This is a genomic window from Hominibacterium faecale, assembly GCF_020734085.1.
Lineage (GTDB): Bacteria > Bacillota > Clostridia > Peptostreptococcales > Anaerovoracaceae > Hominibacterium > Hominibacterium faecale.
On record NZ_JAJAGH010000008.1, the window covers coordinates 263,143 to 283,365 of the forward strand.

Annotated in this window: 30 protein-coding genes and 1 pseudogene; 30 read left to right on the top strand and 1 reads right to left on the bottom strand. The window is 47.1% G+C overall.

Annotated features, from left to right (window positions below; translation table 11 throughout):
- Window position 1 precedes the first annotated feature (1 nt).
- The 4 genes from LG211_RS12545 (at window position 2) to LG211_RS12560 (ending at window position 2,575) form a co-directional block, all read left to right on the top strand.
- The gene (locus tag LG211_RS12545; RefSeq protein ID WP_269477652.1) at window positions 2-1,000 is read left to right on the top strand and encodes a nucleotidyl transferase AbiEii/AbiGii toxin family protein; all 999 of its coding nucleotides are present in this window, start codon (window positions 2-4) and stop codon (window positions 998-1,000) included.
- Window positions 1,001-1,123: 123 nt separating this feature from the next.
- Entirely contained in the window at window positions 1,124-1,411 is a 288-nt protein-coding gene (locus tag LG211_RS12550) for a hypothetical protein (RefSeq protein ID WP_269477653.1), read from the top strand.
- A 10-nt stretch (window positions 1,412-1,421) separates the two neighbouring features.
- On the top strand, window positions 1,422-2,165 hold the full coding sequence (locus tag LG211_RS12555) for an FAD-dependent thymidylate synthase (RefSeq protein ID WP_465250802.1): 744 nt from the start codon (window positions 1,422-1,424) through the stop codon (window positions 2,163-2,165).
- Window positions 2,162-2,575, top strand: coding sequence for a dUTP diphosphatase (locus LG211_RS12560; RefSeq protein WP_269477654.1), 414 nt, complete (start codon window positions 2,162-2,164; stop codon window positions 2,573-2,575). Before LG211_RS12555 ends, LG211_RS12560 begins: the two co-directional genes overlap by 4 nt.
- An 87-nt stretch (window positions 2,576-2,662) precedes the next feature.
- Here LG211_RS12560 and LG211_RS12565 read toward each other — a convergent pair whose 3' ends face one another.
- Complete coding sequence (locus LG211_RS12565) at window positions 2,663-2,977, bottom strand: helix-turn-helix domain-containing protein (RefSeq protein ID WP_065535479.1); 315 nt, start codon at window positions 2,975-2,977, stop codon at window positions 2,663-2,665.
- Between the two features lie 148 nt (window positions 2,978-3,125).
- Between LG211_RS12565 and LG211_RS12570 the strand changes: the two genes are divergently transcribed.
- The 26 genes and pseudogenes from LG211_RS12570 (at window position 3,126) to LG211_RS12690 (ending at window position 20,218) form a co-directional block, all read left to right on the top strand.
- Entirely contained in the window at window positions 3,126-3,641 is a 516-nt protein-coding gene (locus LG211_RS12570; protein WP_269477655.1) for an SLOG family protein, read from the top strand.
- Between the two features lie 139 nt (window positions 3,642-3,780).
- Entirely contained in the window at window positions 3,781-4,245 is a 465-nt protein-coding gene (locus LG211_RS12575) for a VOC family protein (RefSeq protein ID WP_269477656.1), read from the top strand.
- Between the two features lie 160 nt (window positions 4,246-4,405).
- A complete protein-coding gene (locus LG211_RS12580; protein ID WP_053769360.1) occupies window positions 4,406-4,810 on the top strand; it encodes a helix-turn-helix domain-containing protein in 405 nt (134 codons plus the stop codon).
- A 37-nt stretch (window positions 4,811-4,847) separates the two neighbouring features.
- Window positions 4,848-5,297 (top strand): DUF6194 family protein, encoded by a 450-nt coding sequence (locus LG211_RS12585; RefSeq protein ID WP_269477657.1) that lies wholly within the window; start codon window positions 4,848-4,850, stop codon window positions 5,295-5,297.
- Window positions 5,263-5,481 carry a hypothetical protein gene (locus LG211_RS12590; protein ID WP_269477658.1) on the top strand — a complete coding sequence of 73 codons (219 nt, stop codon included), beginning with the start codon at window positions 5,263-5,265 and terminating at the stop codon, window positions 5,479-5,481. Before LG211_RS12585 ends, LG211_RS12590 begins: the two co-directional genes overlap by 35 nt.
- A gap of 99 nt (window positions 5,482-5,580) precedes the next feature.
- The gene (locus LG211_RS12595; protein ID WP_269477659.1) at window positions 5,581-6,045 is read left to right on the top strand and encodes a hypothetical protein; all 465 of its coding nucleotides are present in this window, start codon (window positions 5,581-5,583) and stop codon (window positions 6,043-6,045) included.
- A 113-nt stretch (window positions 6,046-6,158) separates the two neighbouring features.
- Complete coding sequence (locus tag LG211_RS12600) at window positions 6,159-6,782, top strand: CPBP family intramembrane glutamic endopeptidase (protein WP_269477660.1); 624 nt, start codon at window positions 6,159-6,161, stop codon at window positions 6,780-6,782.
- Window positions 6,783-6,815: 33 nt separating this feature from the next.
- Window positions 6,816-7,463: a flavin reductase family protein gene (locus LG211_RS12605; protein WP_269477661.1), complete on the top strand. Its 648-nt coding sequence runs from the start codon at window positions 6,816-6,818 to the stop codon at window positions 7,461-7,463.
- Between the two features lie 32 nt (window positions 7,464-7,495).
- On the top strand, window positions 7,496-7,909 hold the full coding sequence (locus LG211_RS12610) for a DUF3795 domain-containing protein (protein ID WP_269477662.1): 414 nt from the start codon (window positions 7,496-7,498) through the stop codon (window positions 7,907-7,909).
- Window positions 7,910-8,086: 177 nt separating this feature from the next.
- Window positions 8,087-8,161, top strand: a pseudogene (locus tag LG211_RS20165) (hypothetical protein); the annotation flags it as partial.
- 114 nt (window positions 8,162-8,275) lie between these two features.
- Window positions 8,276-8,572 carry a DUF3795 domain-containing protein gene (locus LG211_RS20085; protein WP_336246069.1) on the top strand — a complete coding sequence of 99 codons (297 nt, stop codon included), beginning with the start codon at window positions 8,276-8,278 and terminating at the stop codon, window positions 8,570-8,572.
- Window positions 8,573-8,761: 189 nt separating this feature from the next.
- On the top strand, window positions 8,762-8,896 hold the full coding sequence (locus tag LG211_RS12620; RefSeq protein ID WP_082349908.1) for a DUF3789 domain-containing protein: 135 nt from the start codon (window positions 8,762-8,764) through the stop codon (window positions 8,894-8,896).
- Window positions 8,893-11,001 carry a DNA topoisomerase 3 gene (locus LG211_RS12625; protein WP_269477664.1) on the top strand — a complete coding sequence of 703 codons (2,109 nt, stop codon included), beginning with the start codon at window positions 8,893-8,895 and terminating at the stop codon, window positions 10,999-11,001. Before LG211_RS12620 ends, LG211_RS12625 begins: the two co-directional genes overlap by 4 nt.
- Window positions 10,998-11,369 (top strand): cysteine-rich VLP protein, encoded by a 372-nt coding sequence (locus LG211_RS12630; protein ID WP_269477665.1) that lies wholly within the window; start codon window positions 10,998-11,000, stop codon window positions 11,367-11,369. Before LG211_RS12625 ends, LG211_RS12630 begins: the two co-directional genes overlap by 4 nt.
- Window positions 11,370-11,506: 137 nt before the next feature.
- Entirely contained in the window at window positions 11,507-12,031 is a 525-nt protein-coding gene (locus LG211_RS12635) for a hypothetical protein (RefSeq protein ID WP_269477666.1), read from the top strand.
- A 12-nt stretch (window positions 12,032-12,043) separates the two neighbouring features.
- Complete coding sequence (locus LG211_RS12640; protein ID WP_269477667.1) at window positions 12,044-12,682, top strand: hypothetical protein; 639 nt, start codon at window positions 12,044-12,046, stop codon at window positions 12,680-12,682.
- Window positions 12,683-12,693: 11 nt separating this feature from the next.
- The gene (locus LG211_RS12645) at window positions 12,694-13,632 is read left to right on the top strand and encodes a DUF4316 domain-containing protein (RefSeq protein ID WP_269477668.1); all 939 of its coding nucleotides are present in this window, start codon (window positions 12,694-12,696) and stop codon (window positions 13,630-13,632) included.
- Window positions 13,632-14,333 carry a hypothetical protein gene (locus LG211_RS12650; RefSeq protein WP_269477669.1) on the top strand — a complete coding sequence of 234 codons (702 nt, stop codon included), beginning with the start codon at window positions 13,632-13,634 and terminating at the stop codon, window positions 14,331-14,333. The genes LG211_RS12645 and LG211_RS12650 overlap by 1 nt, the downstream gene beginning before the upstream one ends.
- Window positions 14,330-14,674: a plasmid mobilization protein gene (locus LG211_RS12655; protein WP_269477670.1), complete on the top strand. Its 345-nt coding sequence runs from the start codon at window positions 14,330-14,332 to the stop codon at window positions 14,672-14,674. Before LG211_RS12650 ends, LG211_RS12655 begins: the two co-directional genes overlap by 4 nt.
- 142 nt (window positions 14,675-14,816) lie before the next feature.
- The gene (locus LG211_RS12660; protein ID WP_269477671.1) at window positions 14,817-15,107 is read left to right on the top strand and encodes a CD1845 family protein; all 291 of its coding nucleotides are present in this window, start codon (window positions 14,817-14,819) and stop codon (window positions 15,105-15,107) included.
- A gap of 90 nt (window positions 15,108-15,197) precedes the next feature.
- Window positions 15,198-15,707, top strand: coding sequence for a DUF3849 domain-containing protein (locus tag LG211_RS12665; protein ID WP_269477672.1), 510 nt, complete (start codon window positions 15,198-15,200; stop codon window positions 15,705-15,707).
- A 33-nt stretch (window positions 15,708-15,740) separates the two neighbouring features.
- Complete coding sequence (locus tag LG211_RS12670) at window positions 15,741-17,141, top strand: relaxase/mobilization nuclease domain-containing protein (RefSeq protein WP_269477673.1); 1,401 nt, start codon at window positions 15,741-15,743, stop codon at window positions 17,139-17,141.
- A 108-nt stretch (window positions 17,142-17,249) separates the two neighbouring features.
- Window positions 17,250-17,951, top strand: a complete 702-nt coding sequence (locus LG211_RS12675; protein ID WP_269477715.1) for a lantibiotic protection ABC transporter ATP-binding protein — start codon at window positions 17,250-17,252, stop codon at window positions 17,949-17,951.
- A 3-nt stretch (window positions 17,952-17,954) separates the two neighbouring features.
- The gene (locus tag LG211_RS12680; protein WP_269477674.1) at window positions 17,955-18,674 is read left to right on the top strand and encodes a lantibiotic immunity ABC transporter MutE/EpiE family permease subunit; all 720 of its coding nucleotides are present in this window, start codon (window positions 17,955-17,957) and stop codon (window positions 18,672-18,674) included.
- Between the two features lie 4 nt (window positions 18,675-18,678).
- Entirely contained in the window at window positions 18,679-19,410 is a 732-nt protein-coding gene (locus LG211_RS12685; protein ID WP_269477675.1) for a lantibiotic immunity ABC transporter MutG family permease subunit, read from the top strand.
- Window positions 19,403-20,218: a NisI/SpaI family lantibiotic immunity lipoprotein gene (locus tag LG211_RS12690; protein ID WP_269477676.1), complete on the top strand. Its 816-nt coding sequence runs from the start codon at window positions 19,403-19,405 to the stop codon at window positions 20,216-20,218. The genes LG211_RS12685 and LG211_RS12690 overlap by 8 nt, the downstream gene beginning before the upstream one ends.
- The last annotated feature ends 5 nt before the right edge of the window (window positions 20,219-20,223 follow it).

Sequence of the window (20,223 nt, forward strand, 5' to 3'; positions counted from 1 at the left end):
GATGAAAAACGTTGCAAGATTTTCAGACAACGATAAGCGGAGGCTGTTCCGTAACACAGCAGATAAGATGGGGCTCAACGATGCCATTGTGGAAAAAGATTTTTGGGTATGCTTTACGCTGGATTATCTGTTTCAACGTTCCCCCTGGAAAGATTCGATTACCTTTAAGGGTGGTACCAGCTTGTCGAAAGCCTTTCGTCTGATCAGCCGGTTTTCCGAAGATATTGACCTGATTCTGGACTGGCGGGTTTTAGGATATGGCAGAGACGAGCCCTGGGAGAAACGTTCCAACACGAAGCAGGACGCTTTCAACAAAGAGGCGAATGCACGGGCGGAGGTCTTTCTGGCAGAAACCTTCTGCCCCGCAATCAAAGAAGGGTTATCTCAGGAGCTTGGCTGTGAAGCTGACATTCATATGGACGAGGAAGAAAAGCAGACAGTTATTTTTGCCTACCCAAAACTGTTTACCAATGTGGGAACCTTGCAGGTGATCCGGCTGGAAATCGGCGCACTGGCCGCATGGACGCCGGCAAAATCTGCGGAGATTACGCCGTATGCCGCGGAGTATTACCCTGATGTGTTCGAGCAGAAAGGAACGAATATTCTGACGGTTGCCCCGGAGCGGACTTTCTGGGAAAAAGCTACAATCCTGCACCATGAGGCCAACAGACCGGAACATCTGGAAATGCCGCAGCGGTATTCCAGGCATTATTACGATTTGTACCGCATGGCAATGACCCCGGTAAAAGAAGCCGCTTTCTCTCAGCCCGGCCTGCTTAAAAAGGTTGTGGATTTCAAAATGAAATTTTATCCCAGGGCATGGGCAAAGTACCCGGAGGCTGTGCCAGGCACCTTAAAGCTGCTCCCGCCGGAATACCGGTTCGCAGCGTTAGAGGCAGATTATGATTCCATGAAGGATATGCTGTATGGTGATGTACCTGCATTCGATACTGTCATAGCGGCGGTCCGGGAACTGGAAAAAGAGATCAATACCCTGTAACAACTACATAACCATTTATTTGCCGGCTATTCTAAGATGCTTTAGGGTAGCCGGCTTTCTGTTTTCAAAAAGGAGGAATGTCACATTACGCAAAAGGAAGTCAATGCTGTTTTTGACGAGCAGGTGCGGCTCTGCGCCGACACACTGCAACGGAAAACCAAAGAATACACCGGAGACGATACGGACCGGCTGGGAGCTTTTAAGGCAGCGGCAGCTTTGCAGCATACCTCACCGGAACGTGCACTTGCCGGGATGCTGGCGAAGCATATCGTTTCCCTGTATGATATGTGCTTTGATGACGGTGCGAGCTATGACATAGGCACATGGAACGAAAAGATTACAGACAGTCTCAACTATCTGTTCTTACTGAAAGCCATTGTAAAGGAGGGACATACCAATCAACCGAATTGAAGTAAAGATTTTGAACTGCCAAGCGGTTGCCGAGGCCGAGAAAAACATGGTCTTTGCAGCCAGGCTTACCCAAAGGGGCCACCGGATCGCCACAATGGAGGATCTGATGGCTCTTTATGAAAAATCGTTCAGCGACGCTACGCTGGAGGCAATCAGCGCCTTGCCGCACCCCACGGTCCAAAAGTTTGCGGTAATTACCGTTGCTGTCGTGGGAGCCAGCCGGCGCTTCCTTGCACAGATCACCAGGCACCAGAACGAAGTAAAGTTTATGAGTGCGTCTTTGCAATACAGTAATTATACTGGACAGGCAGATTTTGCGGTACCCTATGAGATTTTAACCGCCCCGGCCGCGGTCCGGGAACTGTACTTAAAAAGCTGTCACGAGGGCATGGACTGTTACGAAAAGCTGTGCAGCGCGGGGATCGGCCATGACGCGGCGGGCTATGCCACACCCCAGGGCCTTCGGAATGTGCTGATTATCAGCGCCACGCCCTATCAGTGGAAACACATCATCAGCCAGCGGGTATGCCGGCGCAATACGGACGAAACCCGGATCGTGCTCTTGAAAATCTGGGAGGAACTTTACGCACTCAGCCCGTCTTTGTTCTCCCCTTCCCAGACCGGACCGTTCTGCCAGATGGACAAATGCCTGGAGAGAAAAATGACCTGTGGGCAGAAACTGGCGGCAACTATGACACCGGAGGACATTTTAAGAAACGATTACCCGGTACTTTTGGAAGGAGACGGTGCATGAAAATCAAATTGATTGACTTTGGAGTGCCAAAGAGCCGCCGCCCTTTCCGTCCGCACGGGAATGACGCCGGCGCGGACGTGTATATGCCCTATGACTGCACCTTGCAGCCGGGAGAAATCGCAAAGATTCCGCTTGGGTTTGGAATTGAAGTGCCGGACGGGTACGCCGGCTTCGTATTTCCCCGCACCAGCATGGCAATAAAGGGGCTGGTCTGTGAGCTGCCTCCTGTGGATTCCGGCTACCGTGGGGAAATCCATGCCATTATCAGTAATGTAAGCAGCAAACCGCAGGAACTTTCCAAAGGAACGCGGATAGGCCAGCTTGTAATTACTCCTGTTGTGATTGCAGATTTTGTAACGGATTTGGGTGCGGAGCGCGGAACCGGAGGCTTTGGGAGTACCGGTGTATAAATCAGGATAAATATAGAGCGTTTCCAGACTTAATTTAGGACAGTATGGGAAATAATAAGAAGAAAGCGGTCATTTTCCGTGACCGCTTTACTTCTTGCTGTTCAATTCTTTCATAATGCCGAGGATATATGTCATTGATTTGGAATCCAGTTTCTTTGCCTCTGCAATAAATTCCTGCAAGGTTTCTGGATAAAGGTTTTCTTCGTCAAAGAATTCCTTCGGCGTTACGCCGAGATATTCGCAGATATAAAAGAAGGACTGCATGGCAGGAAGTGATTTTTTGTTTTCGATGTTATTGATGTAGTTGTTCGCTTGCCCCAACGACAATGACATATCGCGTGCAGATACACCCTTTTGTAATCTCAGCTTTGCCAGCCGTTCCGGGACGAATTCTTCATACATCACCCTCACCTCCCATTCTATAATAGATTGTACCTCACGCGGACGCACTATTCACAAATTAAAAAAGGGTGTTTGCGTTGACTTGAAAAAATAAACCTATTATAATAATGAGAGATACAAAAACAAATCTATCAACCGGAGGAACCTAATGGAAGGAAAGACTTGCTGTGTCACAGGGCACAGAGATATACCGGCTGAGGAAACAGCCCATGTGAAGGAGGCTCTGCGCCGGGAAATAAAAAAAGCAGTGAACGATGGCTTTACTGTCTTTCTCTCCGGCTTTGCGGATGGCGTGGATCAATACTTTGCGGAGATTATTCTGGAGCTGCAGAATAAAAATCCAGATTTGAAGCTGATCGCGGTGCTTCCATACCGGAAACGGAAGGACAACCTGTGCCAGAAGGAACACACAAACGCCCTGCTGGATGCCTGTGCGGAGGTTATCGTAATTCAGGAAGAATACAGGCCCAACGTCTATTCCAAACGCAACCGCTACATGGTGGAACATGCAGACCGTGTAATCGCGGTATATGACGGACGGGAAAAAGGCGGTACAGTTAAGACCATCCGTTATGCGCACCAATTTCGGAAGGAACTCCGGGAAATACCCGTAGGGTTAATCTTGGACAAAAACAGGACAAATCTTGGACAAAACCGGATATGAAAATGTGGAGATACAGGCTGCTCTATGGTATAATAAATATTCAACCATAAAGGCCAGTGACAAATTCGGTTGGACTTACAGCTAATGATAGATAACCTTTTGTGGAAATGGGAAACCACAGTTTGAAAGGAGTATTTGCATGAAACATGTATGTATGCTTATATCGGTGGCCGACATTAACGCCGCAAGAAAATTTTATGAGGATTTGTTTGGATTAGAGGTATTCCAGGATTATGGCAGAAACATTGCTTTTACCTGCGGCCTGGCATTGCAGCAGGATTTTGACTGGCTTGTAGATCTGCCAAAAGAAAAGGTATTAAAGAAATCCAACAATGCGGAAATTGTCTTTGAGGAACAGGACTTTGACGGTTTTTTGAACAAGTTGAAAGAATACCCGGATATTGAATATCTGGGAGAAGTGATTGAGCATAGCTGGGGCCAGCGGGTGATCCGGTTTTACGATTTGGACGGACACATCATTGAGGTTGGCGAGGATATGAAAATGGTGATAAAGCGTTTTCTTGCTTCCGGCATGACAATGGAAGAAGTCTCTGTGAAAATGGATACTTCCATAGAGGACTTAACGAAACTTCTGAATAGTTAATGCACGGTAGGCGAATAAACAAATTGGCGTTTGCATGTCATAAACTGCGTGAAAAAACAGCTAAACCAAAGGTTTATCTAATTAAACTGTTGGTCGGTTGTATAATCAGGGAAGAAGCGGTACAATGCAGGCATCAAAAAAAGAAAGAGGGCAAAAATAAATGAGTAAAAAAACTCTTGGAATGATGATTGCATCATTGAGAAAAGAAAAAAGGATGACACAGATTGAACTTGCTGAAAAAATGGGTGTAACAGATAAAGCTGTTTCAAAATGGGAAAGAGATCTTGCTTGTCCTGATGTAAGTACTTTGCCAAAACTGGCAGAAGTCTTTGATATCAGTGTGGATGAACTGATGCAGTGTAAGGCAGAGTCACAAAATGAAAAAAAGAAAGATTTTACGCCGATGATTCATATGATAATGAAAGCAGTAGCACTTGCTATGGGTGTCGGAGTTGTAGTTTTGTCCATATTGAAAGAGTTAGAAGTTGATTCTGGAATGGCGATGCTGGGAATAGGGCTGGCATGTCTTGCGATTGCTTCTTTAGCAAAGAAAGATGAGAGATAAATTCCTGTTTATCGGGATTGGCGAAGGGGAGATATATATGACAGCAAACGAATTTTTGGAATATTGCCTTGATCAATTAGATGGAACGATTTTAGTTAATAGCTGGGGAGAAAGAGGGATTTTTTACAATCCTGGCAACAAGTTAAAACGTGGTGTTTATGTTTTAACAGTCAAAGAAAAAGATGGAGAAAATGATAAGAGTTCCATACTGAATAGAGATGGTATATATCGTGTGAATTTGGGCATTCGTAAAAGCAGCTTTATACAGATGTTTGGTTCAATACCAAAACGCCCATGTAAAGGCGGTATTGTTGATATGCAGTATGACTTTACGATTATAGACAAAATTATTCCACACCCTGTATATGCTTGGATGGGATGGATATGTTCATTAAATCCGTCTGAAAAAACCTTCAACGAACTAAAGCTGTATATTCAGGAAGCATACGAATATGCAAAAGAAAAATATGCAAAGAGAAAGCTATAACTTCCCATTTGTCGGGAAGTTGCAAAGAACGAGAAATCGTAAGTTATATGATCAGGAAATAACCGAATCGGATATAGCTATTGAATGGACTACGCTAATGGGAAACCCAAAAGCAACAGAACAAGAACAAATAGTTATAGCTTATGTATCTATTTCAGAGAATGGCCAGGTATTTAGTGAGTGAAAAATCAGTTTTGGAAATAAAGCGATTGAGATTATAAGAGATACAATAAATAAAGATTGAAAAGCTGATTCCTGCTTATGAATATACTGGGAAGTAAAAGTGACAAATTGGGATGGAGTGGTCAATATGGGATTTCTCAGTAAAATTTTAAAGAAAGATAATGGCAAGAAGAAAAAAAGTAATAATACGCTCGAAGAAGATATTCATTTAGCTTCAGATTGGGTGGTAAAAGCGTTAAACTCGTCCGGCTATAAAGCTGATTATTCTTTAGAAAGCATGAAAGAAATTGACAGATTTTTTGATGAGCAGAGTGGCGAAACAGGGTTGCTTTCAAAAAATCGCGGTACGATTTTATTCAGTTTAGCTTCATATATCGGTGAAACGGCTATTAAACTATACGGTGGCGAATGGATTACTGATGACAGCGACCCACAAGGAGAAATAAATATTTCTGTTAAGTTAAGAAATGGGACTGTTATCTGGCCTGTTCTTAGATGTATGAAAAGATGCGAACAGGGCTATGAAGAAAGTATCTATGCCTATCTTTTTGCTCTCAATGATTGATTTGATGGAGCGATAACTTCCAGTTTGCAATAACTCTATGGAAGTTTTGTAACCAGGTAATGGCTAATACCTCGTGGGCGAATAAACACCCTGGAAGATGTGGAGGAAATCAAATGAAAAATGGAAAGATACTTGCTCCTTTATCAATATCAATCATTATAATTATTTTATTACAGATTGTTTTAGGAGTTGGAAATGGCATATTTTCCAGAATGGTTCCAGATTCAAGATTTGCCGGTCAAATGCTTACCATGTGCCTTATGCTTGTACTTACAGTGGTATTGGTATTTTATGTGGTCGTTTTCAAACAAAGAATATCCTTTTTTCCGGTCAGGTTTTCAAAAGGATATATTATTGCTACTTGCCTTGTCGGTATACTTTATATAACGGCACCAGCTAACTATGTAGAAGGTTTTCCGGCTATCATGATCCTGATTTACAGCAGTATCGTTACGCCGATTTATGAAGAACTTCTTTTTCGTGGAATAATTTGGAGCTTATTTGAAGAGTCAACAAGTAACCAGGTTACAGTATTCGCTTGGAATGTGGTGTTGTTTACGATATGGCATATTGGATATATGGTTCCTAATATTCTTTCAGGAAATTGGAACGCTGTTATTTGGAAACTGGCGGCAGGCTTAGGATATGGTGTTGTTTTGAGTCTGTTGCGTTTGAAAACAAAAAACTGCTATGCTACCGTTTTGGCGCACGGTGTTTTAAACCTGTTTATGATTTAAGCCAAAAACCAGAATTTTATTGGAGGTGAGATAATGAAGATAGAGATAGGAAAAGATTTCCCGCAGTATTTTAAGCCATCATATCCGGAAGAATTTGAATTATTTTCACATTTTGAAACAACAGCAGGCATACCAACCGTTTTATTTGCAATTACTACATGGAAGGAAAATGGGAAACCAAATGTCTGCTTTTACTCCTGGAGCTGCTTTCATGGAGATAAGACAGCCTTCTTTGCTGTTATGGGAAATTTGTACCAACATACACATACTTATGCTAATATCCAGAGGGAGAACTGTTTTTGTATCAATTTTCTTCCGATAGGCTGCTACGATCAACTGATAGATACGATTAAACACAATGACTTTGGCACAGATGAATTTGCAGCAGGAAACTTTACACTTTCCAATGCGAAAACGGTTCATGCACCAGTCATTCAAGAGGCTTTTATCAATATGGAATGTACTTTGAAAGAGATACAGGATTTAAGCGGCGCGGGAATTACGGCTATGGTCATCGGACAGGTACAGCATATTTCTGTTGATGAAAAATATGCGCAGGGATATAAACAACGATATGGGAAGGACGGCTTTATGATGTTGATACCGGCTCCGCAAGACCTCGTCACGGGCGAGCCAAATCAATCTGCGATTGCCACGGTAAATATCGAAAAATATGACTGATAACTTCCTGACTTTTAGAAGGACAAGAACTTATGAAAATGCCGAAAGAAAATATTGACACAAGTATGTTTGCTCCATGTGGAATGAATTGTCTTGTTTGCTATAAACATTGCTATCACAAAAAGCCATGTGCAGGCTGCTTAAATAGTGATAAAGGGAAACCGGAGCATTGCCGCAAATGCAAAATCAAAGAGTGTATCAAGATCAAAGAACTGTCCTATTGCTTTGAATGTTCCGAATATCCATGTAAACAGATAAAAAATCTTGAAAAAAGCTATAACAAGCGGTATCAGGCAAGCCTCATGGCAAACAGCGAAGCTGTCCGTCAATATGGTTTGGAAATATTTATGGAAGAACAGAGAGAGAAATATACCTGCCTAAAATGCGGCGGAATCATTTCAATCCATGATAGAGAATGCAGTGAGTGTCAAGAAAAAATGAAATAAGGAAATCCGAATAGGATGAAGTATTGCCAAGCATACAACAGGGATTCGATAGTTGTCTGCTGAGAGTCTCGTTTAGCAAAGATTAGGATTTATCTTACATTAGGAGGTTCCATGAAAGGATTTAACCGACCAAATCAATTATTTGCCCTTTGTGGTTTGAATTGCGGGCTTTGCCCCATGTTTTTGAATAAAAACTGCCCCGGTTGCGGTGGCGGTGAAGGAAATCAGTCGTGCAAAATTGCAAGGTGCAGCATGGAACATGGCGGTGTTGAATATTGTTTCCATTGCAGCGAATACCCCTGTGAAAAATACGGTCATATTGACGATTTTGATTCCTTTATAACGCACCGAAACCGAAAATCCGATATGGAAAAGGCCAAACGCTTTGGGATAGACGCTTATAATACAGAGCAGGCGGAGAAGGCCAACATTCTGGAGGTTTTATTATCCAATTATAATGATGGCCGCAAAAAGACACTCTTTTGTGTAGCCGTCAACCTGCTGGAACTGCAAGAGCTGCAAACGGTACTTAGAGAAATTGATCGTAAACCTGATATGGAAACAATGACGCTCAAAGAAAAAGGCGCTTTTGTTGCCGGATTACTGCAGGATGCGGCGGCAGAGAAAAATATTGATTTAAAACTTCATAAGAAAAAGGGATAATTTGAATATGCTATGATTTTTACACATGAATCAATGCTTATAGATCATCTAATCTTCCCTTCCCCCAATTAAATATCTTTGAAACTGCGCCACATATTTTGGGTGGTGCTTTTTCTTTGTAATAAAACGCAAAGGTGTTGAATGCCTTTGCGTTTTTTATTAACCAAACTCAATAAGGAGGCGATTTTTATGTGGAACATGATTACACACTTTCTTACATTCACCGGAGGAATGTCTGCCGGCGTTGTGCTGATGTGTCTTTTGCAGACAGGAAAGCAGGCGGACGAAGAATTTGAAGATATGCAAAGGAGGTCTGAACATTGAAGTTAGTAATTGCAGAAAAGCCCTCTGTCGCCATGTCGCTGGCGGCGGTTCTGGGCGCGAATGAAAAAAAAGACGGCTACCTGGAGGGCGGCGGGTACCTGGTGAGCTGGTGCGTGGGGCACCTTCTGGAACTGGCGCAGCCGGAGGCTTATGGGGAACAATATGCCAGATGGCGTTATGGTGATCTGCCGATCCTGCCAGAAGAATGGAAATACGAGGTGCCGAAGGATAAGAAAAAGCAGCTTGACCTTCTGTGCCGGCTGATGAAAGACAAACAGGTGGAATCGGTGGTATGCGCTACGGATGCCGGACGCGAGGGTGAACTGATCTTCCGTCTGGTCTATGAGCACGCCGGATGTAAGAAACCGATGGAACGCCTCTGGATTTCCAGTATGGAGGATGCGGCGATCCGTGACGGGTTTGAACACCTGCGCCCTGGCAGCGACTACGATAAGCTCTATGACGCGGCGGTCTGCCGGGCCGGGGCTGACTGGCTGGTCGGCATTAACGCCACCCGGCTTTTCTCTGTCTTGTATGGCGTCACGCTCAATGTGGGGCGCGTCATGTCACCCACGCTGGCCCTTCTGGTACAGCGGGAGGCGGATATTCAGGCATTTGCGAGCAAGCCCTTCTATGTGCCGGAGATCACCTGCGGCGACTTTACTGCCTCTGGGGAAAAGCTGTCCGGGAAAAATGAAGCTGAAAAAATCCGCAGGAATTGTGACGGGCAGACTGCTTTGGTGCTGTCCGTGGAGAAGCAGGTCAAGACGGTGCAGCCGCCCCGCCTGTATGACCTGACGACTTTGCAGCAGGAATGTAACCGTATCTATGGTTATACGGCGCAGCAGACCCTTGACTATGTGCAATCCCTCTATGAGAAAAAGCTGGCGACCTATCCCCGGACGGACAGCCAGTATTTAACCGAAGATATGCAGGCAACCGCCGCTTCCCTGGTTCTCTGGCTGCGGGAACATATGCCCTTTGGAAAAGGCTGTGCAGGGGAACCGGATATTGGCCGGGTGACGGACGGCAGCAAAGTCACCGACCACCATGCCATTATCCCTACGGTGGAGATCGCCCGGACGGATTTATCGGAGCTTCCCTCCGGGGAACGGGATGTACTGACGCTGATCGCCGCAAGGCTGCTTTCTGCCACGGCCCAGGCACACCGGTTCGAGGCGGTGACGGCGGTCCTGGACTGCCGGGGTAATTCCTTTACAGCAAAGGGAAAAACCGTATTGCAGGCCGGATGGAAAGAAGTGGAACGCCTCTACCGCATGGGATTGAAACAATCCAAACCGGAGGATGACGAGAGTACGGATGCTTCCCTCCCCATGCTGCAGGAGGAGCAGGTTTTTGAAACGGTCTCTGCCAGCGTCCGGGAAGGCAAAACCTCCCCGCCAAAACACTACACGGAGGATTCGCTTCTGGCGGCTATGGAGACCGCCGGCGCCGGGGATATGCCGGAGGATGCCGAGCGCAAGGGGTTAGGCACCCCGGCCACCCGTGCGGCTACGCTGGAAAAACTGGTCTCTGCCGGATTTGTGCAGCGGAAGAAAAAGCAGCTTATTCCAACGGAAAAAGGTACGAACCTGATCCTGGTTCTGCCGGACAATATCAAATCGCCTACGCTCACCGCAGAATGGGAATCCATGTTAAAGCAGGTAGAACGCGGCGAGCTGGCTGCAGAATCCTTTATGGGGCAGATTGCGGATATGAGCCGGACACTGGTAAAAGAACATACCGCCCCGGAGGAACGCTTTGCCGGCCTGTTCCCGGATGCAAAAAGAAACGGGCGTGAGGCTGTCGGCACCTGCCCCCGCTGCGGTGCTTCCGTGTATGAAAGTAAGAAAGGGTTCTTTTATGATAACCGGGACTGTGCCTTTGCGCTGTGGAAAGACAATAAATTCTTTTCCGGCAAGAAAAAATCCATAACAAAATCCGTGGCGGCGGCCCTTCTGAAAGAGGGCCGCGTTTCCATGTCCGGGCTTTACAGCGAAAAGACGGGAAAGACCTATGACGCGGTGGTGCTGCTGGATGATACAGGCGGCAGATATGTGAATTTCAAGCTGGAATTTCCGGCTAAGAAAGGCAGGAGGAAATGAACGGGCAGCCCTCACGGGAATTAACCAGGCAGGAACGGGCGAGGGTCCGAAGGCTGGTAACAGACCTGTGCGCCAACCATGACAATCAGGATAGGCTCTGCCTCCCCTTAGACTGCCCCTGTTATATGCTGCATAAATGGTGGGCCGGCTCTTTCTGCCGGTACTTTCAGGAGGCGGTGCTGCCGGTGGACCCGGCGCTGGAATCTGCCATTACCGGCGAGGACACTTCCTTGAAACAGAAAACCTGCCCGGTCTGTGGGAAAGCCTATCTGCCTACTACCAGCCAGGCATATTGTTCGGATTCCTGCCGCGCCTTTGCCAGACGGAAATCCGAGCGGGAACGCAAGCGCCGGAGCAGGAGAAATTAAGGATAATATGTCCGCAACTTAACCAAAAAGAGGCTTGCTTTTCAAGGCTTTCAGGACCCGATTTGAGGGGTAGCTGTATAAGAATACTCTGATGCCCCGAAACGGGTCTAAGTTGCGTACAAATCAGGACGGGAGGGATGCAGATAGAAAAGACAGCGATTACAAAAGAGCTCATACGGATTGATACCAGGAGGCAGATGATCGATATGCAGCAGATTGATAACCGGCGCTTTATGTATAACCCGAAAACCGGCATATTGGTCTTAGGCTATCAGTATGCAGCTACAAGTACAATGGTTTCCAGCCATGCCAACGAACTGGCCGACGCCGGGATCACAAAAGGCTATGACGATTTTGTCCGGGGCTGGATCGGCACCGGCGGGGACTACCCCAAAGGGGTGATCCACTTTGCTTCCTGTGTAGATAAGAGAAATATCACGCTGTTTGACCGGGCTTTTGACACACTGAAAATGTTTCAGGAAAACGGCGCGCTGGCGGGCACGGTGGTTCGTGGCTTCGGGGAAAGCTGGGAGCAGCCGTTATCCGATATTTTTACGGATATGCGGGAACCGGAGCAGAAACCCTCTGTCCGCAGGCAGCTAAAGAAACAGCCGGAGGCAAAAGCCACCCGGCGGAAAACCAATCATCAACAGGAACGATAGGAGGCGGTTTATTTGAATATCAATACGATCACAACCGATGACCTGCGGCACATGGAGGGCAAAGACGGCTTGGTCTTACAGGGCTGCGGCGGGGATTTGAAGGAATGGGTGGACGGGATCAATGAGATGTTCACCGAGGCGGGGATTTTGAAGGACGGCAGCAGATTTGAGGATGTTTCCACTTTCCAGTATGGAGAGCTTACCTGTCTGCTCTATCCTTTCGAGGACATAAAGCTGGACATGGGGAAACTTGCCATGTGGCGTTTGCAGACCCATGATACTTTCGGCGGCACCTGGCTGTCCGATTTTGTGCCAAACCGTTTAGGCGGCTTTATCGGGGAGCCTTCGCCGGAGCCGGAAAAACCAGATTGTGCGCTGATCGGCCAGGACGGCAATATCTTCAACCTGGTGGGAATTGCTGCCCGGACCCTGCGGGAGCATGACCTGAAGGATCAGGCAAAGGAAATGAAGGACCGGGTGTTTGCTTGCGGCAGTTACGGGGAGGCGCTTTGTATCATTGGCGAGTATGTCAATATCACGGATTCCGAAGCGGAGCCGGAGCACAGGCCTTCCCTTCGACAGCAGATAAAAGACGCAAAGCACACGGAGACGCCCCAAAAGCAGAAACTGTCAAAACAGCAGGAACGATAAGGAGGATCAGAATGGGAAAAGAAACAACCTACGGCGTATGGGTGGTGCGCAGCGGCGCTTCCATCTTCGGCCATGCCGAGGCGTGGTGCAAGGAGGATGGAAAACCTTTGGAATTTGACACCCGCGAGGCTGCGGAGGCTTACGCCAGGGAAATGAACAGCAAGACCACCGCTAATGTCCATTATTACGCACAGGAGAAAGAACCGGAGCCGGGCGCCGTCAGAAAGAATTCCGCACAGGCGCAGCCGGATTTGGATGCCCGCGCCCATGAGGAAGTGACGCCGAGAAATGACACGGCAGAAAAGCAGAATGAGATTCCCGGCAGACAGATCATGCCGGAGACGGACCCACTGGTGGAAATCCGCTCTGCGGTCCACAGCAACTATGCGGGCATGGTCGCCATGTTGGGCACGGATAACCGGGTGTACCTGGGGCGTGAGGAACGCTGCCACTACCAAGATATGCAGGCATCCTATTATGACAATCAAGACGGCTCCCTGTGCTTTGTCTGCGACCAGCCGGATATGTACTATTTTCTTTATGGGGAGGGCTGGGCGCATAGCCAGGCGGAAATGCTGGAGCGCGGCCTTACCCTACGCCAGTATGAGGAATTTGCGAGGCTCCGGGACGGCGTGCTCTCACAGTTCACACCACATAGGGAAATCCTGTTCGCCGGGCAGCCCTTCCAGCCGCCGGAGAGCTATCTGCGTAATGCGGAGCTTTACGAGGAAGGCCAGACCGGAAATTACAATATGCTGGATGGCAGACTCAACAACGAACCGCCTGTGCGCCCTGACCTGACAGACGGGCAGACGTATGAGGAAATCCAGGAGCTTGCCCCGGAGACGTTGCCGGAGGAAAAAACCTCTCTCATGGAAAAGCTGAAAGCAGACCGCCCGGAACATGAGGCCAGGCAGATTGCCTCTCCTGCGCTGGAAAGGGAACGCTGATGGCGGCGGCAAAATTCGAGGGCGTGGACGTACTGGACTTTTTAGGGAAGGTTGTAGAGCTGCACACACAGCATTATAAGGACGATTTTGATATTGACAAAGAACTGATACAAAATCTTGCGGCCTGCAAAAATGGGGAGAATGAACAGCTCTTATGGATGTCCAGGACCTGCGGCACTTACTGTTTATGGGAAAGGGATGTTTACCTGCAGGACAGCCACGAAAATAAGGTGTGGCGGTTTTACCATGAGCAGACGAAAGATTCTATCCTGGCATATGCAATCCGGCTGGATGGCATACAGGACGGGAAAGTCACCGGCTGTATCTGGCCTCTCGATTATCACGCCCATGTGGAACGGGTCGGGCTGCTGTCCTGTGCGATTGAAAAAGTATCGGTATTGTTCCAGGATGGTACACAGGCGGTATTCCCCTATGATTCTTATATGCAGCAGATTAACATGTTTAAGGCAGAGCATGGAACTTCCAAATGCGTGACCTGGCTGCCGGAAAGTGAGCGGGAATTACAAACAATCCTGCGGCGGGAGCATGTTAAACGGGATTACCATGCAAGGCCCGGCAATATTCAGGAATATATGGACAGCTTGAAAAAAGACACCATGCGGGGAAAACTGGAAAAGGCAAAGACGGCAGCAGCCTCCACCCCTAAACCGTCCTCTCATAAAAAGGAGCCGGAACGATGAAGGCCGGGCATAATAAAAAATCCATCCGGGTGGAATTCGTCATGTCCGAACAGGAGGCAGAGCTGGTAAAGGGACGCATGGCGGAGCTCGGCATTACCAACCTCTCCGCATATCTCCGCAAGATGGCGGTGGACGGTTATATCATCCATCTGGATATGAGCGACATTCAGGAAATGATACGGCTCCTTCGCATTTGCTCCAATAACCTGAACCAGTACGCCAGACGCGCCAATGAGACCGGCAGTATTTATGCCGCTGATGTAGATGACCTGCGTACCCGGCTAGACGGTCTGTGGGATGGCATGAATAAGCTGCTGCGGGGATTTGCGAACATTTCGTAAACAGGAAAAAACGCCGTTGCTTTCCGGCAGCCGGCACGGTAGAATTTTGATAGAGGGGCAAATATGTTTCTCTTTGAAACACCCTCCGGGCATACCTGATTGTCCTGAAAAACGGACATGGAAAAGGAAAGGAGGCGGGCGTATGCGTCTGATTGGTAAATTGCTGGCACTTCCCTTTGTACTGGTTACGGGGATTCTTTATCTGGTGTGTAAATTCCTAGTAATCGTTTCCGGCGCCGTGCTGGGGATTTTATCAGGAATCGTATTTCTGGCGGCGCTGGTGCTATTCTTCGCAGCCGGATTCTGGCCGGGGCTTTCATGGCTGGTGATCGCGTTCCTGATCAGCCCCTACGGTCTGCCAATGGCGGCGGCCTGGCTGGTGGGGATCATCGGCGGCACAAACAGCGCACTAAAGGATTTCGTATTTGGTTAAACAGTTTCGGCGGGGCGCATTGGCGGCCCCGCCCTTTTTCTATAATTCGGGCTGTCTGTGATGGCAGCTTTTTTGATTGGAGGGATTTCATTGAAAGATACAACACCAATTTATTTTCATTCTGCTACCTATGCACATGAGCATGGGGAGCTGGATCAGTACCGCGCTTCCCACAAGGCAAACATTGCGTGTAAGGAGGCAATCGAACAGGCCATTGCGGACAACTACCGGGATAATTGTTTAGGCTCCGCGTGTGTGCAGCAGGTCTTACAGCAATTTGATTCTGGCCGGATTTTCTATGTCCTCGCCAACACGGTCCGGCAGAAGGACTACGACGGGCGCATTTCACGGGACAACAAGGCGTGGGCGCAGACAATCCCGGTCTGTGAGGATAAGGATGGTTTCGGATATGACCGGAATGTTTGCTTTGTTGTGGACCGCAGCCATACGGGACTGATGGATTTATTTCTCACGCAGGCAAGACGGGAGTATGCGCTGGCACAGGAGAAACCTTCTGTCCGTGACAGCCTGAATAAAAGTATCGAGCAGCAGGCGGCGCATAGTGATAAATCGAAAATGAAAAAAGAACAGGCACGATAACAGAGCCGGTTTTACAGTAAAGGGGGTGATGGGATGGCAACCACACGGCTCATGCCGCTGCACGTTGGGAAAGGCCGGGATGTTTCCACGGCCATAGCGGACATCATTGATTATGTGGAGAATCCGCAGAAAACCGATTTTGGAAAATTCATTTATGGCTATGAGTGCGACACCCGGACCGCCGATGCGGAGTTTCTTTTATCCAAGCGGCAGTATGCGAACCTGACCGGACGTGACCGGGGCGCGGATGATGTGATTGCCTACCATCTCCGGCAGGCGTTCAAGCCCGGCGAGGTCACGCCGGAAGAAGCGAACCAGATCGGGCGGGAACTGGCATTGAAGCTGACGAAGGGAAACCATGCTTTTGTTGTTTGCACCCATGTGGATAAACACCATGTCCATAACCACATCATCATAAATTCTACCACGCTGGACTGCCAGAAAAAATTCCGCAACTTCTGGGGCTCTACCTGGGCGATCCGGCGTATGAATGACAAGCTCTGCCTGGAGCATGGGCTTTCCATTGTGGAGAATCCGAAACCCAGCCGCGACCATTACGGCACATGGATGGGAAGTCAGAAACAACCCTCCCACCAGGAGCAGCTACGATGGGCCATCGACGCAGCCCTGGAAGAAAAGCCGAAGGACTTTGAAGAACTTTTGAAGAAGCTGGAGGCGGCTGGGATTGAAGTCAACCAAGAGCGGAAGTACCTCCGTTTTCGCCTGTCACCGGAAGATCGATATACCCGGTGTGATACGCTAAAGGGCGACTATACCGAGCAGGCCATCAAAGAACGGATCGCCGGCACCCGGACGGTGAAGCCGCGCCGCACCTCTCCCCAAAAGCCGGTTTCCAAAGTCGGGCTGCTGGTGGACATTGAGGCGGCGATCCGTTCCGGCAAAGGTCCGGGGTATGAACGCTGGGCGAAGGTTTTTAACTTAAAACAGCTTTCCCAGGCGGTAATCTGGCTCAAAGAGCATGGCGATATGAGCTATGAGGATTTGCAAAAAAAATCAGATGCCGCTACCGCCAGCTTCAATGCGTTGTCGGTACAGATCAAGGAACTGGAATCACAGATGGCCGCCAACGGGGAGCTGCAGAAACAGATCGTAAATTATGCCAAGACGCGGGCGGTCTATGTGGAGTACCGGAAAGCCGGGTACAGCAAAAAATTCCGTGCGGCGCATGAGACGGAAATCCTTCTGCACCAGGCGGCGAAGAAACACTTTGACGAGCTGGGGATCACAAAGCTGCCCTCCGTCAAATCTCTGCGGGAGGAATATGCCGGACTTCTGGAACAGAAACGGAAAGCCTATTCTTCTTACAAACAGGCCAGAGCCGATATGAGGGAGCTGTATAATGTCCGGGCGAATGTGGATTACTTGTTGAATGTATCTACCATTGAGCAGAATCGAGATAAGACACGACAATAATAGTATTCCAAATTCATTTGCGTATTTTAAGAAAAGTAGAAAATCTTTATGGAATCTTCAAAATTGCCCGGTATGCTATCCGTAAAATCAAAGAAAGGACTTGATTATATGGATATGATTTTGAAAACGATTGACCTCTGCAAATCTTTCAGCGGGCAGATGGCCGTAAATAATATATCGCTGAACATTGAAAAAAACTCCGTCTATGGACTATTGGGACCGAACGGAGCTGGAAAGTCTACAACTCTCAAAATGATTACAGGCATTTTAAAACCGACCTCTGGAAGTATAGAGTTTGACGGCCACCTGTGGAAGCGGAATGATCTGGAGCATATCGGCGCGTTGATCGAGATGCCCCCGCTTTACGAAAATCTGACTGCATACGAAAATCTCAAAGTCAGAACTACATTGCTCGGCCTGGACGATGCACGAATTAACGAGGTATTGCAAATTGTCCAGCTCACAAATACCGGCAAGAAACGGGTCGGGCAGTTTTCTCTTGGCATGAAGCAGCGGCTTGGAATTGCGATTGCATTACTGAATCATCCGAAGCTGCTCATTCTTGACGAGCCTACAAACGGTCTTGACCCAGTGGGAATTGAAGAACTCAGGGAGCTGATCCGTTCCTTCCCCGCAAAAGGCATTACCGTTATTTTGTCCAGTCACATTCTTTCGGAAGTGCAGCAGATAGCCGACCATATTGGCATTATTGCGGGCGGTATTTTAGGATATGAGGGGAAACTGAATGCGAATGAAAATCTGGAACAGTTTTTTATGGACGTTGTAAAGAGCAATCACAGGGAGGGTTAAGGTATGAACTACTTAAAATCAGAGCATTTAAAATTCAAAAGGACAATAGCAAACAAACTGATTTTCATCATTCCCTTTCTCACAGCTATCTTTGCATGGCTTATCGGCGGTTTTTATGGTTTCCAGTATATGACTCTTTACTGGTGGTATGCTTTCCTGCTTCCGGGGGCAATCGCAATTTTATGTTCGCTGTCACATCGGAAAGAAGAAAACGCAGGTAAATACTATTCCATATATTCTATGCCTGTGAATCTTTCAGAATTTGAACTGGCAAAGGGGATTATTCTGATTGAAAAGTTACTTATCGCAGGAATATTTTTAGCAGTACTTATCTCTGTCAGCAGTGTTATTTCCCCAGCAACGGCAGTATATTCCGTTCCACAAAGCATAGCGGGCAGTATAGCAATTATCCTTGCATCTGTATGGCAGATTCCGTTGTGTTTATACCTTGCTCGCAAAGCAGGATTGTTTGTACCGATCATAGTCAATACTATACTTGGTATATTTATCCCTATCCTATTGGGAAATACGGCGGTCTGGTGGTTAGTGCCTTATTGCTATGCGGCAAAATTGGCAGAGCCTCTTATGGGAATTGAACTCCGGGGAACCTTTGCGGGAAATACTGGATTTTCTATAACCATTCTGATTTCCCTCGTGTTGTCAATATTCCTGTTTTTTGTTTTGTCTTTCGTGGACGCAAAGGATTTTTCAAAAAGGAGGTGACGAAATGGGATTTCTTGATGCAGTTCATTCCGAACTGGTCAAAACAAAGCATACGCCATTGGGAATCATTCATTTATGTATACCTGTTATGGGAGCGTTGCTGTTTGTTGTTTACTATTTTCTGTATGGCAGCACAGCAGACGGTAAAAAACTAAAAATGATATTAGAACTCACAGCAACGGTTTTTCCTTTGTTGATCAGCGTTATTGTTGGCTTGAATATTACATTAGAAGAAAAGGCTTCACATTTCCAGCCATTGCTCGCCGTACCAAATCGGCGCAAGATGATACTTGCAAAATTAACTTATCTTTATGGCGCGGGGATCACCTCGTTATCCTGTCTGTTCCTGCTATTCGTATTTGGAATACAATTTTTGGGAATAGCTGATACAGTGCAGCTTGGCACACTAACCAGGGCAGCCGCGGGAATCGCATTCTGTAATTTGATTATTTATGTTTTGCACCTGTTTCTCAGCCTTAAATTTGGCCTGGGTATCTCACTATTTTGGGGCGTGTTTGAAAGTATGCAGTGTATTATGTACAGCAATATTGAGCTGAATGGCATAGCGCGGTATATCCCCTTTGCATGGTCTATGAACTGGGTGCGCGATATTTTGAATCATCAGTTTTTCGCTCATGGGACAGAATGGGTATGGATTGCTGTACTGACAATAGGCAGCTTACTGGTAATCTTATTATGGTTTTCTCATTGGGAAGGACGGAAAAATTATGAATAAATGTGGAAAAATGATGATGGCATTACTGGCCGCTTTTGCTGTTTGCTTTTCTCTTGCAGGCTGTTCTTTACAGGACAAAATCAAGGAATATTCCAGTAACAAGGAGCAATGCTATCTGAATACAGAGAACGTGACGCAATTTTCCTATAAGGGAAATGACTATATCATTTTAGAGGACACCGTATCTAACGGCGGGCTTGGGGAATGGGTTGGATATATCCGGCAGCTTACCGCCATAGATGAAGCGGGAAAAGTGTTGCTTCAAGAAAATGTGGAATCTGCCACCTTTCACACATTGGCAGATTTAGCGGAAAAAGCCCCGGAAGCCGCCTATATTATCCCTTTCTTGAATGTGTATGCAGCTCCCAATGCCGACACCTATCTGATTGTAGATGTAAATGGAGAATACCACAAAGCTATTACACATGAAAAACTGAAAGACACGGATATTGTCTTTGACTTTAAAGAAACGAAACAATCTATAAACGGCAGCTTTGAAGTCAACCCGGCAAATGCTACGCAGCTCCTTTGTGATGGGACGGTCTATCAGGTAACGTCTGACGTGGTATCAAATGATGACTTAGGCAGATATATTGATATTCTCGCAGAAAGCGTTACATTCGATACCGAAACAAAAATCCCTTTTTCAAAGGAGGATTTGAACAAGATTGACTGGAACGGGGAGAATGCCGGGCAGGGGCGGGAGCAATGGTTTTACACAGATGTTTATGAGATTTATGGAACCGATACAACCGAAGCAGTTGCAGTCAAAGTAAATAACAGCTATCATATCGCAAAGCGGCAATGATGGTT

Excerpts from the sequence above, each read along its gene's own strand:
- LG211_RS12680 (WP_269477674.1), top strand. The coding sequence starts at position 17,955 with ATGAACTACTTAAAATCAGAGCATTTAAAATTCAAAAGGACAATAGCA.
- LG211_RS12610 (WP_269477662.1), top strand. The coding sequence starts at position 7,496 with ATGAAAATGCCGAAAGAAAATATTGACACAAGTATGTTTGCTCCATGT.
- LG211_RS12600 (WP_269477660.1), top strand. The coding sequence starts at position 6,159 with ATGAAAAATGGAAAGATACTTGCTCCTTTATCAATATCAATCATTATA.
- LG211_RS12685 (WP_269477675.1), top strand. The coding sequence starts at position 18,679 with ATGGGATTTCTTGATGCAGTTCATTCCGAACTGGTCAAAACAAAGCAT.
- LG211_RS12605 (WP_269477661.1), top strand. The coding sequence starts at position 6,816 with ATGAAGATAGAGATAGGAAAAGATTTCCCGCAGTATTTTAAGCCATCA.
- LG211_RS12620 (WP_082349908.1), top strand. The coding sequence starts at position 8,762 with ATGTGGAACATGATTACACACTTTCTTACATTCACCGGAGGAATGTCT.
- LG211_RS12635 (WP_269477666.1), top strand. The coding sequence starts at position 11,507 with ATGCAGATAGAAAAGACAGCGATTACAAAAGAGCTCATACGGATTGAT.
- LG211_RS12570 (WP_269477655.1), top strand. The coding sequence starts at position 3,126 with ATGGAAGGAAAGACTTGCTGTGTCACAGGGCACAGAGATATACCGGCT.
- LG211_RS12690 (WP_269477676.1), top strand. The coding sequence starts at position 19,403 with ATGAATAAATGTGGAAAAATGATGATGGCATTACTGGCCGCTTTTGCT.
- LG211_RS20085 (WP_336246069.1), top strand. The coding sequence starts at position 8,276 with ATGGAAAAGGCCAAACGCTTTGGGATAGACGCTTATAATACAGAGCAG.
- LG211_RS12645 (WP_269477668.1), top strand. The coding sequence starts at position 12,694 with ATGGGAAAAGAAACAACCTACGGCGTATGGGTGGTGCGCAGCGGCGCT.
- LG211_RS12590 (WP_269477658.1), top strand. The coding sequence starts at position 5,263 with ATGCAAAAGAAAAATATGCAAAGAGAAAGCTATAACTTCCCATTTGTC.
- LG211_RS12660 (WP_269477671.1), top strand. The coding sequence starts at position 14,817 with ATGCGTCTGATTGGTAAATTGCTGGCACTTCCCTTTGTACTGGTTACG.
- LG211_RS12585 (WP_269477657.1), top strand. The coding sequence starts at position 4,848 with ATGACAGCAAACGAATTTTTGGAATATTGCCTTGATCAATTAGATGGA.
- LG211_RS12545 (WP_269477652.1), top strand. The coding sequence starts at position 2 with ATGAAAAACGTTGCAAGATTTTCAGACAACGATAAGCGGAGGCTGTTC.
- LG211_RS12630 (WP_269477665.1), top strand. The coding sequence starts at position 10,998 with ATGAACGGGCAGCCCTCACGGGAATTAACCAGGCAGGAACGGGCGAGG.
- LG211_RS12560 (WP_269477654.1), top strand. The coding sequence starts at position 2,162 with ATGAAAATCAAATTGATTGACTTTGGAGTGCCAAAGAGCCGCCGCCCT.
- LG211_RS12580 (WP_053769360.1), top strand. The coding sequence starts at position 4,406 with ATGAGTAAAAAAACTCTTGGAATGATGATTGCATCATTGAGAAAAGAA.
- LG211_RS12675 (WP_269477715.1), top strand. The coding sequence starts at position 17,250 with ATGGATATGATTTTGAAAACGATTGACCTCTGCAAATCTTTCAGCGGG.
- LG211_RS12670 (WP_269477673.1), top strand. The coding sequence starts at position 15,741 with ATGGCAACCACACGGCTCATGCCGCTGCACGTTGGGAAAGGCCGGGAT.
- LG211_RS12565 (WP_065535479.1), bottom strand. The coding sequence starts at position 2,977 with ATGTATGAAGAATTCGTCCCGGAACGGCTGGCAAAGCTGAGATTACAA.
- LG211_RS12575 (WP_269477656.1), top strand. The coding sequence starts at position 3,781 with ATGAAACATGTATGTATGCTTATATCGGTGGCCGACATTAACGCCGCA.
- LG211_RS12655 (WP_269477670.1), top strand. The coding sequence starts at position 14,330 with ATGAAGGCCGGGCATAATAAAAAATCCATCCGGGTGGAATTCGTCATG.
- LG211_RS12650 (WP_269477669.1), top strand. The coding sequence starts at position 13,632 with ATGGCGGCGGCAAAATTCGAGGGCGTGGACGTACTGGACTTTTTAGGG.